The 16,066-nt window shown below is 61.4% G+C and carries 14 protein-coding genes; 6 read left to right on the forward strand and 8 right to left on the reverse strand.

Annotated features, from left to right (window positions below; genetic code table 11):
• Window positions 1-133 precede the first annotated feature (133 nt).
• The 4 genes from IHQ71_RS01820 to IHQ71_RS01835 all read left to right on the forward strand — a co-directional run bounded on the left by IHQ71_RS01820 (window position 134) and on the right by IHQ71_RS01835 (window position 2,283).
• Window positions 134-568 carry an Hsp20 family protein gene (locus IHQ71_RS01820; protein ID WP_258163005.1) on the forward strand — a complete coding sequence of 145 codons (435 nt, stop codon included), beginning with the start codon at window positions 134-136 and terminating at the stop codon, window positions 566-568.
• 46 nt (window positions 569-614) lie between these two features.
• Window positions 615-875: a DUF1150 family protein gene (locus IHQ71_RS01825; protein ID WP_258160191.1), complete on the forward strand. Its 261-nt coding sequence runs from the start codon at window positions 615-617 to the stop codon at window positions 873-875.
• A 275-nt stretch (window positions 876-1,150) separates the two neighbouring features.
• Window positions 1,151-1,564: an MbcA/ParS/Xre antitoxin family protein gene (locus IHQ71_RS01830; RefSeq protein ID WP_258160192.1), complete on the forward strand. Its 414-nt coding sequence runs from the start codon at window positions 1,151-1,153 to the stop codon at window positions 1,562-1,564.
• Between the two features lie 11 nt (window positions 1,565-1,575).
• Window positions 1,576-2,283, forward strand: a complete 708-nt coding sequence (locus tag IHQ71_RS01835; RefSeq protein WP_258160193.1) for an RES family NAD+ phosphorylase — start codon at window positions 1,576-1,578, stop codon at window positions 2,281-2,283.
• 157 nt (window positions 2,284-2,440) lie between these two features.
• On the opposite strand, the gene trmB is transcribed toward IHQ71_RS01835, so the two are convergent.
• The 4 genes from trmB to lnt all read right to left on the reverse strand — a co-directional run bounded on the left by trmB (window position 2,441) and on the right by lnt (window position 6,974).
• Entirely contained in the window at window positions 2,441-3,169 is a 729-nt protein-coding gene (gene trmB / locus IHQ71_RS01840) for a tRNA (guanosine(46)-N7)-methyltransferase TrmB (RefSeq protein ID WP_258163006.1), read from the reverse strand.
• Window positions 3,169-4,407 (reverse strand): methionine adenosyltransferase, encoded by a 1,239-nt coding sequence (metK, locus tag IHQ71_RS01845; protein WP_258160194.1) that lies wholly within the window; start codon window positions 4,405-4,407, stop codon window positions 3,169-3,171. Before metK ends, trmB begins: the two co-directional genes overlap by 1 nt.
• 401 nt (window positions 4,408-4,808) lie before the next feature.
• Entirely contained in the window at window positions 4,809-5,231 is a 423-nt protein-coding gene (locus IHQ71_RS01850) for a helix-turn-helix domain-containing protein (protein ID WP_258160195.1), read from the reverse strand.
• Between the two features lie 150 nt (window positions 5,232-5,381).
• Window positions 5,382-6,974: an apolipoprotein N-acyltransferase gene (lnt, locus tag IHQ71_RS01855; protein ID WP_258160196.1), complete on the reverse strand. Its 1,593-nt coding sequence runs from the start codon at window positions 6,972-6,974 to the stop codon at window positions 5,382-5,384.
• 284 nt (window positions 6,975-7,258) lie between these two features.
• On the opposite strand from lnt, the gene IHQ71_RS01860 reads away from it, so the two are divergent.
• Window positions 7,259-8,683, forward strand: a complete 1,425-nt coding sequence (locus IHQ71_RS01860) for a mannose-1-phosphate guanylyltransferase/mannose-6-phosphate isomerase (RefSeq protein WP_258160197.1) — start codon at window positions 7,259-7,261, stop codon at window positions 8,681-8,683.
• Between the two features lie 8 nt (window positions 8,684-8,691).
• Here IHQ71_RS01860 and IHQ71_RS01865 read toward each other — a convergent pair whose 3' ends face one another.
• Window positions 8,692-8,913, reverse strand: coding sequence for a hypothetical protein (locus tag IHQ71_RS01865; RefSeq protein WP_258160198.1), 222 nt, complete (start codon window positions 8,911-8,913; stop codon window positions 8,692-8,694).
• A gap of 161 nt (window positions 8,914-9,074) precedes the next feature.
• On the opposite strand from IHQ71_RS01865, the gene IHQ71_RS01870 reads away from it, so the two are divergent.
• Window positions 9,075-10,274 carry an MFS transporter gene (locus tag IHQ71_RS01870; protein WP_258160199.1) on the forward strand — a complete coding sequence of 400 codons (1,200 nt, stop codon included), beginning with the start codon at window positions 9,075-9,077 and terminating at the stop codon, window positions 10,272-10,274.
• A 7-nt stretch (window positions 10,275-10,281) separates the two neighbouring features.
• On the opposite strand, the gene IHQ71_RS01875 is transcribed toward IHQ71_RS01870, so the two are convergent.
• From IHQ71_RS01875 to IHQ71_RS01885, 3 genes are all read right to left on the reverse strand, one after another.
• Window positions 10,282-12,579, reverse strand: coding sequence for a diguanylate cyclase (locus tag IHQ71_RS01875; RefSeq protein WP_258160200.1), 2,298 nt, complete (start codon window positions 12,577-12,579; stop codon window positions 10,282-10,284).
• A 105-nt stretch (window positions 12,580-12,684) separates the two neighbouring features.
• On the reverse strand, window positions 12,685-14,034 hold the full coding sequence (locus tag IHQ71_RS01880; protein WP_258160201.1) for an aspartate aminotransferase family protein: 1,350 nt from the start codon (window positions 14,032-14,034) through the stop codon (window positions 12,685-12,687).
• 13 nt (window positions 14,035-14,047) lie between these two features.
• Window positions 14,048-15,991, reverse strand: a complete 1,944-nt coding sequence (locus IHQ71_RS01885; protein ID WP_258160202.1) for an adenylate/guanylate cyclase domain-containing protein — start codon at window positions 15,989-15,991, stop codon at window positions 14,048-14,050.
• Window positions 15,992-16,066 lie beyond the last annotated feature (75 nt).

The following is a 16,066-nucleotide window of genomic DNA, read 5'->3' on the forward strand; positions in this document are numbered from 1 at the left end:
TTTTGTCAGCCTTGCGCGACCTTGTCTAACCACGCCTTCGACGCCTTGCAACTCCCGTACGGTTACACCATATGAAACACCGTGGATGCTCATCGAGGTCCACGATTTGTCGCTTGCAGCCAAGGACATGATGATGACGAGAGTGACCCCCTTTGCGAGCCCGCTTCTCTTGGGCTTCGACGCAATGGAGAAGACGCTGGAGCGCCTCTCCAAGATCAATGACGGCTATCCGCCCTATAATATTGAACGTTTGCGCGCCGACACTGTGACCGGCGAACCTGACCGGCTGCGAATCACGCTGGCCGTCGCCGGCTTTGCCGAGGAAGACCTCGACGTCACCACCGAAGAAAGCCAGCTCACCATCCGTGGCCGCCAGGCCGCTGAACCCGGCGAGCGGGAATTCCTCCACCGTGGCATCGCATCGCGACAGTTCCAGCGATGTTTCATGCTCGCCGACGGCATGATCGTCACCGCGGCAGCGCTGAAGAACGGCCTTCTCTCCATCGATCTTGTTCGTCCCGAACCTGCGAAAATGGTGCGAAAAATTAATATTTCTGTCCCAGACTGAATAATTGCGGAATTGCCGCGTCTCCTAATTAGAAGGAGTTTTTGACATGATCTCCAAAAACACACAGGCGGGTCGCATGACCAGGAATGAATTCGCGCATCTCGGCGCGGGCAAGGTTGGCTACATCAGGAAGATGCGTTCGGAAGAAGTTTCCAGCGTATTTCCGGAAGCGCCGGACCTCAACCCGGGCCTCGATCTCTGGGCCCTGTTCGGCGCCGATGGCACGCCCATCCTGCTGACGGACAACCGCTCCTCGACCTTCTTCAAGGCCGCCGAGGACGATCTGACGACCGTGGCGCTGCACTAGGCGCCGGCGTATACGCAAGATGACCATCCGGTGGATGCCGGATGCGGGACGAGTAGCATATGCAGGCTTTTCGTGGGAGCTCGACTCGAGCCGCTGAACGAAAGAGCCGCGATATCGCCGGAGTTAAAATGAGCCGGCGACACGGGTGAGCGTAATGGCCCCGTTGGTGAATCTGATTTCATTCAACACAAGTATTTCCGCAGCGTGGGTTTCGTAGGGAGGGATATTGCCATTTGGCAGCGAATGCTCTATATATGACCATATTGGAGAAATGTATGGCCAACCTGCAACTGATTGAAACCACGCCTTATGATTTTTCTCCGCATCCGATCACCGATGCGGAGGCGCAGGTGATGTTCCGCGCCGCGCTCACTCTGTTCCGCCTGTGGGATATCACCGACGACCACGCCGCGACGCTGCTCGATATGCCCGTCCGCACCTTCCGGCGCTGGAAGGCGGGCGATACCGGCCGCATGAGCCGGGACTTGAAGGCGCGGCTTTCCAATCTGATGGGTATCCACAAGGCGCTGCGGCTGATCTTCCATGAACCGCCCCGCGGTTATTCGTGGGTAAAGGCACCCAACGCGGCCTTTGGCGGCCGCCCCGCCATCGACGTGATGCTCGGCGGCGAACTGACTGACCTGATGCGGGTGCGGCGATATCTGGACGCCGAGCGCGGCGCCTGGTGATGGAGCCGTGAATGGATGTTACGGCGCTTCCCGTCTCGCAGATTGAATGGCGTGGTGCCGTCCGCGTTATCCGCAGCCTATTTCCGCCGATCGATCTCTTCGAGGACATTGCCGATCCCGCCGACTGGCCGCTTCTGATCGCTGCCGAACAGAAGACCAATCCGCGGCTGATGGAGAGTATCGGCAGCCTCGACCTCGTGCCGCCCGCCCGCCGCGTCTCCGGCCCGGGCTCGAGCTACCTCATGGCGCCGTTCACCCATGCCACCCCCGACCGGCCGAGTCGTTTCAGCAACGGGACATTCGGCATCCTCTATGTCGCCGATGCCTTCGAGACCGCACTTTTCGAGACCATCCATCATCACGCGCTGTTCATGGCACGAACGAGCGAACGGCGGGGCTGGACATCGCAGTTCCGGGAGATCCTGATGGATGTCGAGGCAGAACTCCATGATATTCGCGGTGACGATGCCTTTTCGGCCGTGCTCAATCCAGCCGATTATTTCGAAAGCCAGGCTCTCGGCCAGAGGCTGAAGGACTCAGACAGTCAAGGCATCGTCTATCCCAGCATCCGCAGGGAGGGCGGAGAATGCGTCGCACTGTTCTATCCCGATCTGGCTGGCAACGCCCGCCAAGGTCGCCATCTCGATTACCATTGGGATGGCGGGCGGGTTGACATGGTGCGGGATGCAGGGTCCGGCGCGGTGTACCGGGTGGTTTAGAGCCTCTTGCATTGAAATGGAGCCGGTTCTGCCGGAGCAGGTTTTCGTCAGGATCAGAGGCGATTGGCGAAGGTCGTACCCAGATCTACGGCCGAGCCGATCGCCTCTGATCCTGGCGGAAAGATGCCCGGCCCCTCGGGTTGGCTGAAGCCTCCCGTCAAACCTTCCTGAACGTCAGATAAGCCGAACTCCGGCCCTCTCTCCGCGCCTTGGCCTCATAGCGCGTGCTCGGCCAGTCCTCGAACGGCGTCAACCAGTCGCTGGCGTTGCGGGCCGTCCATTCCAGGCCGCCGTGGTGGTCGACATGCTGGAGCACCCAGTTCACATAGGTGTCGATATCGGACGCGAAGCAGAACAGCGCACCCGGCTTCAGCGCCCGATGCAAGCGGGCGAGATTGACTTGGCTGACGAAGCGCCGTTTCCAGTGCCTCTTCTTCGGCCACGGATCGGGATAGAGCAGGTCGATCTGGTCGATCGACTCCGGCGGCAGCCAGTCAAGCACTTCCACCGCGTCGTCGTCATAAAGCCGGATATTCTTCAGGCCCAGTTGCTCGATCAGGGCCAGCAGCTTCGCCATGGAATTGACGAAGGGCTCGACGCCGATGAAGCCGGTTTCCGGATTGGTCGCCGCACGATGGATCAGGTGTTCGCCGCCGCCGAAGCCGATTTCAAGCCGGATCGCCTTGACGGGAACCTCGAAGAGGGATGCGAACGCCGGGGGTGGAGGCGACTTGAGGTCGAGCTTCAAGAGCCCGAGCGATTCACCCATCAGCCGTTCCTGGTTCGGCCGTAGCGGCTTGCCTTTGCGGCGCCCGAAAAAGGCTTCGGTGGAGCGCGATTTGCGCCCCCCACCGAGATCCTGTTCCTCGTTGTCGTTGTCTGCGATCACGCCTTCAACGCATCCTTGAGCGGCTTGACGAGGTCGAGCTTCTCCCAGGAGAACGACCCGTCGCGGCCAGCCTTGCGGCCGAAATGGCCATAGGCGGATGTCTTGGCGTAGATCGGCTTGTTGAGGTTGAGGTGACGACGGATGCCGGTCGGCGACAGGTCGACCACCTTGCGGAGCGCCTCTTCGATCTGCTCCTCGGACACTTTGCCGGTGCCGTACAGATCGACATAGACCGACAGCGGCTGCGCCACGCCGATGGCGTAGGCGAGCTGGATCGTGCAGCGGTCGGCGAGACCGGCCGCGACAACGTTCTTGGCGAGGTAGCGCGCCATGTAGGCGGCCGAGCGGTCGACCTTGGTCGTGTCCTTGCCGGAGAATGCGCCACCGCCATGGGGAGCCGCACCACCATAGGTATCGACGATGATCTTGCGGCCGGTCAGGCCCGCGTCGCCATCCGGTCCGCCGATCACGAACTTGCCGGTCGGGTTGATGTACCAGTTGCAATCCTTGTCGATCGGCAGGTCGCCCAGCGCTTCGCGGATAAAGGGTTCCACGACCTTGCGGACCTTCTTGGAATCCCAGCTCGCATCCATGTGCTGGGTGGACAGCACGATCGAGGCCACGCCGGCAGGCTTGCCGTTCTCGTAACGCACGGTCACTTGGCTCTTGGCGTCCGGGCCGAGCTTGCCGACGTCGCCTTCGCCCTTGCGGCGGGCTTCGGACAGAAGCTGCAGGATGCGGTGCGAATAATAGATCGGTGCCGGCATCAGGTCCGGCGTCTCGGTGCAGGCGTATCCGAACATGATGCCCTGATCGCCGGCGCCTTCGTCACCCTGCTGGTCCGACGCATTATCGACGCCCTGGGCGATATCGGCCGACTGGGAATGCAGCAGCACGTCGATCTTCGCGTTCTTCCAGTGGAAGCCGGCCTGCTCGTAGCCGATGTCGCGGATCGCCTTGCGGGCGACCTGCTTGAACTTGGCGGGGTTGATGACCTCGACGCCGTTCTTGTCCTTCTTCATCAGGCTGTGCGGAACCCGCACTTCGCCGGCGATCACGACGCGATTGGTGGTGGCGAGCGTCTCGCAGGCGATGCGGACGTTCCAGGGATCGGTCTTGGTCTTGATGGCTTCGCGGTAGACCAGATCGACGATCTCATCCGAAATCCGGTCACAGACCTTATCAGGATGCCCTTCGGAAACGGACTCGCTGGTGAAGAGATAGCTTGGGCGCATTATGGGAATTCCCCTCAGTGAAGATAGCGGTGCTCTGTGTAGAGAGTTCGCTGCGGAAAAACAAGCGCACAAGGATATGGATATATCTTTATATCATTCGTTTTTCGCGGTTTATGCCCGCTTTTTGCCACTTTCGGCCATCCATCGGTGAATTCCGACAATAGGAATTCCCGAAGAGTCCTTTCCCCGCAAAAACATTTCGCAGCTATCGTCGCGCCGAGGACAAGTGATTGGATTGTTGCGAGTTGTGTTTTGCGCACTGGCAACCAAGAGCCCGCTGACCCATCGGCCGGCTATTCGCGCAATATTTCCCAGGAAATTGCCACCGCTGATGCGCGGCAAATGTCCATGGTGAGACGGTCGGTTGCGAGCCCTTTTTATCGGGCTCGCAATCGTATGGATTATTCAGCTTCGGCTTCGGCGGCGAGCGCCTTGACGAGATCGACCAGCTTGCGGCGGACCTTCGGATCGTTGATCTTGACGAAGGAGCGGTTGAGCTGCAGGCCCTCGGAAGAGGACAGGAAGTCCACCACATAGTTCGAGCTCGACGCTTCGGCCATGCCGGCAGGCGTATTTGCCGGGTTGCCGTCGGGCGCGTCCTCGAAGAAGAACGAGACCGGAACATTCAGGATGCCGGATATCGCCTGCAGACGGCTGGCGCCGACGCGATTGGTACCCTTCTCGTATTTCTGGATCTGCTGGAATGTAATTCCGAGTGCTTCCCCAAGCTTTTCCTGGCTCATGCCAAGCATAGTACGGCGCAATCGGATCCGACTTCCAACATGGATGTCGATCGGGTTGGGCTTCTTCTTGTTTTCAATCATGGCTGTTATTTCCTATGTGAAGCGGTGGAGCGACTGACAGTTGTCAATTCCGCTACGTGCAATACGCAAGCGCTGGGAAACCATTGCGAACGTCTTCACCATAGCGGGCATCGGCCACTCGGACCACTATGCCTTTTTAGGGGTTTTTGGTCAATTCCGGCTGAAAATAAAACTCATGCGGGAGAAAAACACTAGCAAGATCAATAGGCTTTCCAGCAACCCGAAGTTAAGTGAGGGTAACAAGATGTGCCAGATTGGCGCAGTCCTGGGTGGCATGGTACCATCGACCACTCCGACGGCGCCGAAGTCGAGGCCGGCCTGGATCCTGCCATAGCCGTCGATGATGGCGGAAATGCCGCTGTTGGAGTTGCGGATCACCGGAAGGCCGCTTTCGACGGCGCGAATTCGCGCCTGGTGGAAATGCTGCCATGGTCCCGGCGTGTAACCGAACCATCCGTCATTGGTGAGGTTGACGATCGCATCGGCCTCCTGTCCTTCCGCCGCGCCCTCTTCGGGAAAGATCACCTCATAGCAGATCAGCGGCAGCAGCCGGTTGCCATCCGGCGCCGTCAATATCTGGTGGCGTGGTGCTGCGCTGTAGCCGCCGGGAAACGCTGCTATCGCATTCAAACCCATGCTGTTCCAGAAGCTCTCGAAGGGCAGGTATTCACCGAAGGGCACGAGATGCACCTTGTCGGCGGCGGCGATGATCTGCCCCTGGGAGTCGATCATATAGGCGGAATTGTAATAGCGGGTGGGGGAGCCGCTGCCGTCGCTTTCGGTCCGCACCGCACCCGCGATCAGGATCTGGCCGTCCTCCAGCGCGTCCGCGATCCGCACCAGCGCGTCAGGGTTTTGCGTCAGGATGAACGGCACCGAGGTTTCAGGCCAGATCACGTAATCCGGGCGTTTCGCGCCTTCCCTGGGCGGCGCCGTCGTGAGCCGGATATGCTCCTCGAAAATCCGGCCCCGTTCATTGTCGTCGATCTTCGCGGCCTGGTCGATCATCGGCTGCACGATCCGGATCGTTCGCGGATCATTAACCTTCACGACATCCGAGGTGTTCAACCTGTAGGCGCCAAATCCGAAATGCAGTGCTAGCAATGTAAGCGCGAGAAGGGTTGCAGGCCAGCGTCCGGGTCCTGTGACGACCAGCGCCGGCGCGGCAAAAACCAGAACCGCGAGGATGTTCATCGCATAGGTGCCGGTCACCGCCACCGATTGCATCAAGAGCGGGAAGGGCATCATCGAATAGCCCACCGAATTCCACGGAAAGCCCGTCAGCACGAACGCGCGCAACCATTCGGCAAGGCCGAAGGCGGCTCCGAACACCAGCAGCCGCGCAAAGCCGTCGGTCCAGACCAGGCGCGCGATGAAGGTCGCAAGGCCATAGAAGAGCGCGAGATAGGCAGGAAGACCCAGGATGGCGAGCGGCAAGGCCCAGGCGAATTCGTCGGCCTCCACGAGAAGCGCATTGCCCGTCCACCAGAGCCCGGCAACGAAATAGCCGAAGCCGAAGGCCCATCCGACCATGAAGGAAGGCAGGCGGCGGGCGATGAAGCCCCGGTCCGGGTCGCCCGCGGCACCATCGATCAGCCAGAGCAGGATGGGAAAGGAAATGAAGTTGACGGCGAAGATGCCGAAGGGTGGCTGGGCGAGGGTGGAAAAGGCGCCGGCGAGAATGGCGATGAGGAACCGTTTGAAGCCCGAACTCAGCATGACATAGGCCGCGAACCGCTGCATGCACACTATCCCATTCCGCGCGAATCAGTCGAATTGCCGAAGTCTTGCAGGATTTCGCCGCATTTGTCCGCGAAATCTCCGTTCACGGGTCCAAAGACCGCATTAACGATAGCGTGGAAAAACCTGAGCCGGACCCGCGAAAATTAACCGGATGGCACCGGCAGGTGATGAATCTGCGCGCGACCAACAATTCGATCGATCCGACTCTAGGCCTACGGCGTTGAAGTCAGTATATCGAAAGCAAATTCCGGTCCGTTACGGACCGCATGTGATTGGAGACATAGATGGCAAATGGTCTGATCGTTCCGGTGATCCTGGCGGGCGGCAAGGGCACGCGGCTATGGCCGATGTCGCGTTCGCAGCGGCCCAAGCAGTTCCTGGCGCTGACCGGCGATCTCAGCCTGTTCCAACTCACCCTCAAGCGGCTGGCGGACCCCGCGCGCTATGACAAGCCGATCGTGGTGACCAATGCGGAATACCGTTTCCTCGTTGCCGAGCAGGCGCAAGAGGCTGGCGTCGAACTCGAAGCCGTGCTGCTCGAACCCGTAGCGCGCAACACCGCGCCCGCCATTGCTGCTGCGTCCCTGATCGCCTCGCGCAACGAGCCGCGCCTCGTCCATGTGCTCGCTTCCGACCATAATATTGCGCTCGACGATGCCTATCTCACCGCGATCGATACCGCCGCTGCCGCCGCCCGCGAAGGCCGGCTCGTCACATTCGGCATCACGCCCACTTCGCCCGCGACCGGATTCGGCTATGTCGAGGCCGGCGAGAAGGAGGCGACCGGCGCCCACCATGTCGCCCGTTTCGTCGAAAAGCCGAACGAGGACCGTGCCAAGGAAATGATCGCTTCCGGTAATTACTATTGGAACTCGGGCATGTTCCTGTTCGATTCCTCGGTCTTTCTGTCGGAATGTCGGGCGCTGGTTCCCGACGTGTTCAATGCCGCCGAGGCCTCGGTCAAATCAGCCCATGAGGATCTCGATTTCATCAGGCTGGGTGAGGAAGAATTCGCGGCTTCACCCGATATCTCGGTCGACTATGCGATCTTCGAGAAGACCACGCTCGCCTCGGTCGTACCGTCGCCGATCCAGTGGTCGGACCTCGGTGCCTGGGACGCGGTGTGGAAGGAAAGTCCCAGTGACGACAACGGTAACGTCACACGCGGCCCGGTTAACCTGTTCAACGCGAAGAACTCCTTCGTGCTGTCGGAAGGCGCCCATGTCGCGGTCAACGGCGTCGAGGATGCCGTGGTGATCGTCTCGGAAGATGCCGTCTATGTCGGCAAGCTCTCGGATGCGCAGGATGTCGGCCGCGTTGTGAAAGAACTGGCAAAGAACAAGGACACCGCCAAGCTCACCGAGGAGCATCGCACCAGCTATCGCCCCTGGGGCGGCTATTCGTCGATCCTGCAGGGCGAGCGCTTCCAGGTGAAGCGCCTGTTCGTCAAGCCGGGCAAGCAGCTGTCGCTGCAGAAGCACCATCACCGCTCCGAACACTGGATTGTCGTGCGCGGCACGGCCGAAGTGCAGATCGGCAATACAGTCCAGATGCTGCGCGAGAACCAATCGGTCTATATCCCCCAGGGCGACGTTCACCGCCTCACCAATCCGGGCAAGATTCTGCTCGAACTGATCGAGGTGCAAACGGGATCCTATCTCGGCGAGGACGATATCATCCGTCTTGAGGATACGTTCGGAAGAGCCTGACTTCTTCGTCAGCCGTGATGCCAATGGTCGCGGTTGAACCACAGCCGCGGAGCGATATAGCCGATGATGACGGGTGTGAGCGCGAAGCTTGCGAGCACGGCAACCGGCAGCATCATCGCTGCCTCCCTGTTGAACGCGGGCACGTTGATGACGATGACGACGCCGATGCCGAATAGCACCGCATTGACGATCAGGGATACGAGGGCGGTCAGCCAGGCGCGTGTGGACATCGTGGGATCCTCGTGACACGATTTGATAAAACGCGCGGCTAAATCTTTTGTTCCAACCGAACACTTTGGCGTCAAATCGCACTTACCTTCCGGCCGGTCCAATGCTAAACGACTGACCAATTAGGGGCTGGACCCCCAAGCCTTTCGTGAAGGAATTCATCATGGCCGTGGCGGATCAGAGCGCGGGCTCCAGGTTTGGCAAGACGACGCTGTCGGTGATCATGGCGGTCAGCCTCTGCCATCTGATCAACGACATCATGCAGTCGCTGCTGTCGTCACTCTATCCCTTGTTCAAGACCAATTACGATCTCGATTTCGTCCAGATCGGCCTCTTGACGCTCGCCTTTCAGGTCACGGCCTCACTGTTGCAGCCGATGGTCGGACTGGTCACCGATCGCTGGCCGATGCCCTATTCGCTGCCGGTCGGCATGGCGAGCACCTTCTTCGGCCTGATCGTGCTGGGCAATGCGCACAGCTTCGGATTTCTGGTGCTGGGCGCCTGCATGATCGGCTTCGGCTCGTCCGTGTTCCATCCGGAATCCTCGCGCATTGCCCGTCTTGCCTCGGGCGGCAGGCATGGCCTGGCGCAGTCTCTGTTTCAGGTCGGCGGCAATGCGGGCCAGGCGATCGGCCCACTTCTGGCTGCGTTTATCGTGTTGCCCTACGGCCAGAAGAGCGTCGCCTGGATCGCCGTCATCGCCCTTGCCGGCATGATGATCCTGACCTGGGTCGGACGATGGTTCATGGAGCACCGCCGCCAGCAGGCTTCGAAGCCGCCGGCAAGCCGCGCGCTGCCGCTGGAAAAAAATCGCGTGCTCTGGGCGTTGACTATCCTCGTCGTCCTGACAGCGACCAAGAACGTCTACATGTCCTCGATGGCAAGCTACTTCACCTTCTATACGATCGAGAAGTTCGGCATGAGCATCGAGAACTCTCAGCTGATGCTGTTCCTGTTCCTCGGCGCAGCCGCCGTCGGCACGTTCATGGGCGGGCCGATCGGCGACCGGCTCGGCGCGCGTTTCGTGATCTGGTTCTCGATCCTCGGCGTCATTCCCTTCGCGCTGCTGCTGCCCTATGCCAACCTGTTCTGGACCTGCGTCCTCGTCGTGGTCATCGGCCTGATCTTCGCATCGGCCTTCTCGGCCATCGTCGTCTTCGCGCAGGAACTGGTGCCGGGCCGGGTCGGCATGATCGCCGGCATATTCTTCGGCCTTGCCTTCGGTGCGGGCGGATTGGGTGCCGCCGTGCTCGGCGTCTTCGCGGATTCGAAAGGCATCGAATGGGTCTTCCGCATGTCGTCCTACCTGCCGTTGCTCGGCCTGCTGACGATCCTGCTGCCGAAGCTGCCAGGGCATCGCTGATAGGATTTTAGCTGACCCGGTTCGTCTTGTTGCGTGAAGGGCCGGCGCCATCTGAAGCATAGGCCTCAACGCGGTCGCGGCCGCCGCCCTTGGCCGCATAGAGTGCTTCGTCGGCCTTGCGGACCAGCCCGGATGCCGGATCGCCCTCGGCTGGAACAACTGTCGCCACGCCGGCGCTGATCGTCACCATGCCCGCGCGGCTTGCTTCATGCCGAAGATTGAGGCCGCGCACGCTTTCGCAGAGCCGCGTCGCAACCGCCAGGGCATCATCCGCCGTCGTGGCCGGTAGGATGATCGCCAGTTCCTCGCCGCCGTAGCGACAGGCGATGTCCGACGGGCTGCGGCAGGTGGCCCTCAGCACCCGGCCCAGGAAGCGAAGGCACTCGTCGCCCTGGGGATGGCCGTAACGGTCGTTGTAGTTCTTGAAGTGATCGACATCGATAAGGATCAGGCTGAGCGGTTCTTTCGTGGATGCGGCATTGACCAGTTCGCGGTCCAGGGCTTCGTCGAAGGAACGACGGTTCATGAGGCCGGTCAGGCCGTCGGTCGCAGCCAGCGAGAGGAGCTTGAGATTCGTCTTCTTGATCTCTTCCTCCGCTCGCTTGCGATCGGTGATCTCGATCACCGTGCCTTCGAAATAGGCAGGCTTGCCGTCGTCGCCGGGCACCGTCCAGGCCGTCTCCGAGACCCATATGCGCTCGCGGGATTTGTGGCGGTATATCTCCGACACAAAATCGTTGACCCGGCCGTCGCGCAGCATCAGGCGCTTGAAGTCCTCACGGCGCTGGGGATCGACATACCATTCGGCGGCGATATCCCCGACACCTTCGAGCAGTGCGGCTTCGCTGTCGTAGCCGTTGAGCTTCACGAGCGCGGGATTGGCCCGGAGCATCAGGCCATCGCTCGTCGAGCGGAAGATGCCAGCGACCGAATGGACGAACAGCGCCTGGTATTCGGCAGCGCTCTTCACGGTCTCGATCTCGGCTTGCCGCTTCTCGGTGATGTCGGTGATCAGCAGCAGCAGGCCGTCGCTGACGATCGCGGCGCGGGACTGCAGCCAGCGACCATTGAACATCTGGAATGTGTTGACTGCCTCGCCGGTCGCGGCGCCGGCAACCCGGGTCACCCATGCATCGACTTCCGGTGCATTGATCAGGGCCTCGCCCATCGCGGCCGATGTGGAGACCAGATCCTTGAAGGCGGCGCCCGGTACCCTGAGATGCGCGGTGAGCGGAAAGAGTTGCCGGTAGCGATCGTTGCAATAAATCAGCCTGCCATCGCCACCGAACATCGCCATGCCGTCGTTCATGTTGTCGATGGCGGTCTGCAGCTTCGCCCGTGCGCCTTCGAGATCGCGCTTGAGGGCCTCGGTTTCCGTCACGTCCCTGTTATGCGTAATCAGCCCGATGAATTCGCCGTCATTGCCGAAGAGCGGCGCCTTCAGCGTCACCAGCTTCCGCTCCGTGCCATCGGGCAGAACAGCGGTCTGCTCGAGCGTCACGGCCTTGCGCGCCTCGACAATGGCCTCCTCATCGTGGCGAAACGTCTCGGCGACGCTCGCCGGATAGAAATCGAAATCGGTCTTGCCGGACAGCGCCTCCGCGCTGACGGCCCGCATGAGACGCGCAGTCGCCGGATTGGCGGCAATGAAGCGGCCCTCCCTGTCCTTGACGTTGAGGCTGTCGGGCAGCGCGTCGATGATCTTGCGGTAGATGAGATTGTCCTTCGCCATCTTCACGCTGATCCGGTCCTGGCGCAGCACGACGGCCGACAGGAAGGTTGCGAGGACCCGCATCACGGTCGTCATCAGGAAGCCCCACTCGGACAATTTCCCGAACGCCTGCATGGGCAGGAGAAGCGTAGAGAACAGTCCACTGACCGACGTGAGCACCGACAAGAGCGCGATTGTCGTGAACGAGGGATCCTTTCCGCGCCCCCTGACATGAAAGAGGATGCCGAGTCCCGTTGCGATCATGATCGAGACGACACCGCTCAGCGCGCCGTCACCGCCCAGATAGATGCGGTAAACCGCCGCGATCACCCCGGCGATGACCATCATCGGCCCGCCGATCAGCGCAGCCGCAGCCAGCAATGAGGTACGAAAATCGAAGCGGACGCCCGGGGCAAGTTCGACCGGCATGGACATGACGATGATCGTGCCGCTGCCCATCGCAACCGCAAAGACGAAATCGCCGAGGCGCGGCCATGGCCAGGGGACGACATGGCGCAGGCAACTCCATCCCGCGACGACGGCGCCGAGGATCGCAAAGCTCTGCAGGGTCGCAAGCCACAGGATCTGATCCATGCGCAGGGTTTTCCATTTAATATGAGGAGACCCTAAAGCGCAGGTTTCAACGATTCCTTAATTTTTGACTGTCCGGGATCAGGGGTGGATTCCGAGGGTCGGTCTTTATGTAGTCCGTGCGCGCGCCACGGTCTCCCGCACCGCGCCAGCCAGCGTGGCGACCGACTCCTCAAGTTCCTCTTCGCTCGCATTGTAGGGCGGCGCGAGAATGATCGTGTCGCCAGCCGTGCCGCCGACATTGCCGGTGCAGGGATAGCAGATCAGGCCCTTCTCCAGCGCCCGCCGGCCGATGACCGCATGCACCATCAGGTCCGGGTCGAATGGTCTTTTGGTGTCTGGATCGGCAACAATCTCGATGCCGATGAAATAGCCGCGCCCGCGTATGTCGCCGACTTCAGGCATATCGGAGAGTGCGGCGCGCAAGTCGTCGCGCAGCCGGGCGCCGCGCTTCAGCACATGGTCGAGCAGGCCGTCGCGTTCGATGATCGTCTGCACCGCGACGCCGGCCGCGCAGGCCGTCGTATGTCCGGTGAACGTGTGGCCGGTCTGCACGCCGCCATGGGCCGCGACCAGCGCGTCATGGATCGCATCGGCATAAAGCGCCGCACCCAGCGGCACATAACCACCCGCGAGGCCCTTCGCCACGCTCATGATATCGGGAACCACGCCGTCCTGCTCCAGCGCCCGCCAGGTGCCGGTCCGACCGGAACCGCACATCACCTCGTCGCCGATAACAAGCACGCCATGCCGCCGACAGACGGCCTGCACGGCCTTCGCATAACCTTGCGGCGCGGGCACCACGCCGCCGGCGGCACCGACAACGGGTTCGAAAATGAAGGCCGCGACCGTCTCCGGTCCGACGCGCAGGATCTCCGCCTCCAGCTCAACGGCGAGATGTGCCGCCAGTTGATCCGGCGCGACGCCCTCTAGCGGCCGATAGGCATTCGCCGAGGATACGAAGGAAACGTCTAGCAGCGAGCCCTCATAGGCTTCGCGCCGGGTCTTGAAGTCCGAGACCGAAAGCGCGCCCAGCGTATTGCCATGCCATGACCGGCGCCGGGAAATGAACCGCCGGCGGGCCGTCTCGCCGCGCGCGGCGTGGTATTGCAGCGCGATCTTGAGGCAGCTCTCGACCGCTTCCGAACCCGATGACACGAACACCATCTGGCGAAAGTGACCGCCCGTGCGTTCGGTGATGATCGCCTGCAACTGGTCGCTGGCGTCGCTGGTGAAATGGTAACGATAGGCATGCGCCACCTTCTCGTTCTGGATCCTCAGTGCTTCGTTGACCTCGGGATGCGCGTGCCCGAGGCAATAGACGGCCGGACCACCCGATCCATCGAGATAGCGCTTGCCGTCGACGTCGAAGAGATAGCTGCCGCGGGCATAGGCCACACGCGGCAAACCATCCGTGGTGGGATTGTTGGCGGCGTTTGCGAGGTGTGACTGCGTCATGCTCTTCCCGTTCTCATTGATGTGTCGCCGGTTCGTCGATCTCGCCGATGACCTCATAGAGTTCGACTTCCTCGGCGCGTCCCTTGGCATGCGCCTGGCCGAGTGGCCGGAACTGGATCACGTCATGGCAGTGTTCATGCACCGCGCGGCTTGCGAGGATTGTCGTGCCGTGTTCCTTGTTCATGCCTTCGAGGCGCGAGGCGACGTTGATCGTGTCACCCATCGCCGTATATTGCAGCCGGTCGGCGGCTCCGACACTACCCACCACGGCCGCACCCGTGTGAATGCCGAAGCGCGTGCGGAATTCAGGTAGCCCCTTGCCCACCTGCAGGGCATTGAAGTTTTCGAGCGCCTGCTGCATCGCAAGCGCCGCACGGCACGCCTTTTCGGCATGCCTGTCGTCGTTGATCGGGGCATTCCACATGGCGAAGATCGAATCTCCAAGAAACTGGATGATTGTGCCGTCGTGCCTGTTCACCGCGACATTGAGGAGATCGAAATATTCCGACAGCATGATCACCACTTCCTCCGGCGAATGCTGCTCGCTGATCGCGGTGAAATTGTAAATGTCGGTGAAGAGCGCCGTGACTTCCTGCCGCGCCGCCGTCCGGCGCGAGAATTCGCCGGACTCGATGCCCTTGCGGACGAGCTCCTTCGGCACGTAGAGGCTGAAGGTGAAAATCGCGTCGCGGGCGCGGCTCATCGCGCCGCTGAGCGCCGAGATTTCGCGCACCCGGCTGGGCACGTTGATCTCGGTCTGGAAATCGAGTTCCTGCAGCCGGTAGGCACTGGTCGTCAGCTGGTTCAGCGACTGCGTGATAACGCCTGCGAGCACCAGCGCGAGAACGATGACCACCACCACGACGCCACCGGCGACCGCCAGGCCCTGGAACAGTTCGTTATAGGCCGGTCCGAGGATTTCCTCCAGCGGCGCCGCGATCACCAGCGTATTGCCGGCGAAGAGTTGCGATGTGGTGATCTTGGAGGACATCACGATATAGGTCACGTCGTTGATGCTGACCGCATCGACCCGCCCGTCCTGGGCCTTCAACAGCCGGCTCAGCCCCCGGGTCAGGGGATCGATCTTCGCATCGGTTCCGTTCTGCTTGTCGCGCGTCGCAGCGATGATCTTCTGCATCTCGCTGAGGCTGGAATGGATAACCGGCCGGCCTGTGTCGTCGGCAATGAACGCCACGGAATGGGTCGTCAGCAGTTCGCCACGGAGGAAGTTGGTAACGCGGGTGAGGACGACATCGGCGCCGATGACGACCTTCGGATTGCGGATATGGCCCTGCGAGATCGTCATGCCCAGGGCACCGGTGACCGCCATCTCATATGGGCCGGTGGTAACGGCCTCGGTGCCGCCCTCCGCCTTCTGGTACCAGAGGCGATTGCGCGGATCGAAATCGGCTGGGCTGGTGCGCTCCGCCTGCATCCGCTTGCCGGCCCCATCGAGGAAGAGCACCCGCATCACCGGCGTACCGGCTTGCGACCTGTCGATCGTCCTGACCGCCAGCATCGCTTCCTTCGGCGCCTCAAGCGCCTTGCGCCACAGCGTTTCCCTCAGGTTGATCGCATGGAAGAACGAGCCGTCCGGATACCCCGCATAGAGCCCATCGACGGTCGGCGAGCGCAGCAGCGCCTCGCGGGCGAAGACCAGTTTGTCATTCAGCCTTTCGGTTGCCGGCGCCAGGAAGGAATTGGCCGCCGAGGCGAAGATGTTGACGAATGTCGCGGTGTCGCCGGAGATCACCGCCAGCCGGTTGACCAGCCGGTCGGAGAAATCGTTCATCCGCTCCTGCACCCGCTCGACCGCGTTCTCCCGGGCGCGGACGTATCCGATGGAAATCAGCGCACCTGCCACCACCACGACAAGGCCCACCATCACCACGCTCAGGATCAGCCTGAGCGATGGCCGGCTCCAGCGCCGGTCGGCTTCCTCCAATGCATTGGCCACGCAATATCCCCGGTTCCTGTCCGAGGAGATCGCTCCGTCGACAGCTGATACATTTACGCTCTAGCCGATTTTCGG

This window comes from Rhizobium sp. TH2, from assembly GCF_024707525.1.
Classification (GTDB): Bacteria; Pseudomonadota; Alphaproteobacteria; order Rhizobiales; family Rhizobiaceae; genus Rhizobium_E.

Bases quoted from the DNA above. Each gene is read 5' to 3' on its own strand.
- IHQ71_RS01850 (WP_258160195.1), bottom strand. From the start codon at position 5,231: ATGATTGAAAACAAGAAGAAGCCCAACCCGATCGACATCCATGTTGGA.
- IHQ71_RS01835 (WP_258160193.1), top strand. From the start codon at position 1,576: ATGGATGTTACGGCGCTTCCCGTCTCGCAGATTGAATGGCGTGGTGCC.
- IHQ71_RS01825 (WP_258160191.1), top strand. From the start codon at position 615: ATGATCTCCAAAAACACACAGGCGGGTCGCATGACCAGGAATGAATTC.
- IHQ71_RS01870 (WP_258160199.1), top strand. From the start codon at position 9,075: ATGGCCGTGGCGGATCAGAGCGCGGGCTCCAGGTTTGGCAAGACGACG.
- IHQ71_RS01860 (WP_258160197.1), top strand. From the start codon at position 7,259: ATGGCAAATGGTCTGATCGTTCCGGTGATCCTGGCGGGCGGCAAGGGC.
- IHQ71_RS01865 (WP_258160198.1), bottom strand. From the start codon at position 8,913: ATGTCCACACGCGCCTGGCTGACCGCCCTCGTATCCCTGATCGTCAAT.
- IHQ71_RS01820 (WP_258163005.1), top strand. From the start codon at position 134: ATGACGAGAGTGACCCCCTTTGCGAGCCCGCTTCTCTTGGGCTTCGAC.
- IHQ71_RS01830 (WP_258160192.1), top strand. From the start codon at position 1,151: ATGGCCAACCTGCAACTGATTGAAACCACGCCTTATGATTTTTCTCCG.
- lnt (WP_258160196.1), bottom strand. From the start codon at position 6,974: ATGCAGCGGTTCGCGGCCTATGTCATGCTGAGTTCGGGCTTCAAACGG.
- IHQ71_RS01880 (WP_258160201.1), bottom strand. From the start codon at position 14,034: ATGACGCAGTCACACCTCGCAAACGCCGCCAACAATCCCACCACGGAT.
- IHQ71_RS01875 (WP_258160200.1), bottom strand. From the start codon at position 12,579: ATGGATCAGATCCTGTGGCTTGCGACCCTGCAGAGCTTTGCGATCCTC.
- metK (WP_258160194.1), bottom strand. From the start codon at position 4,407: ATGCGCCCAAGCTATCTCTTCACCAGCGAGTCCGTTTCCGAAGGGCAT.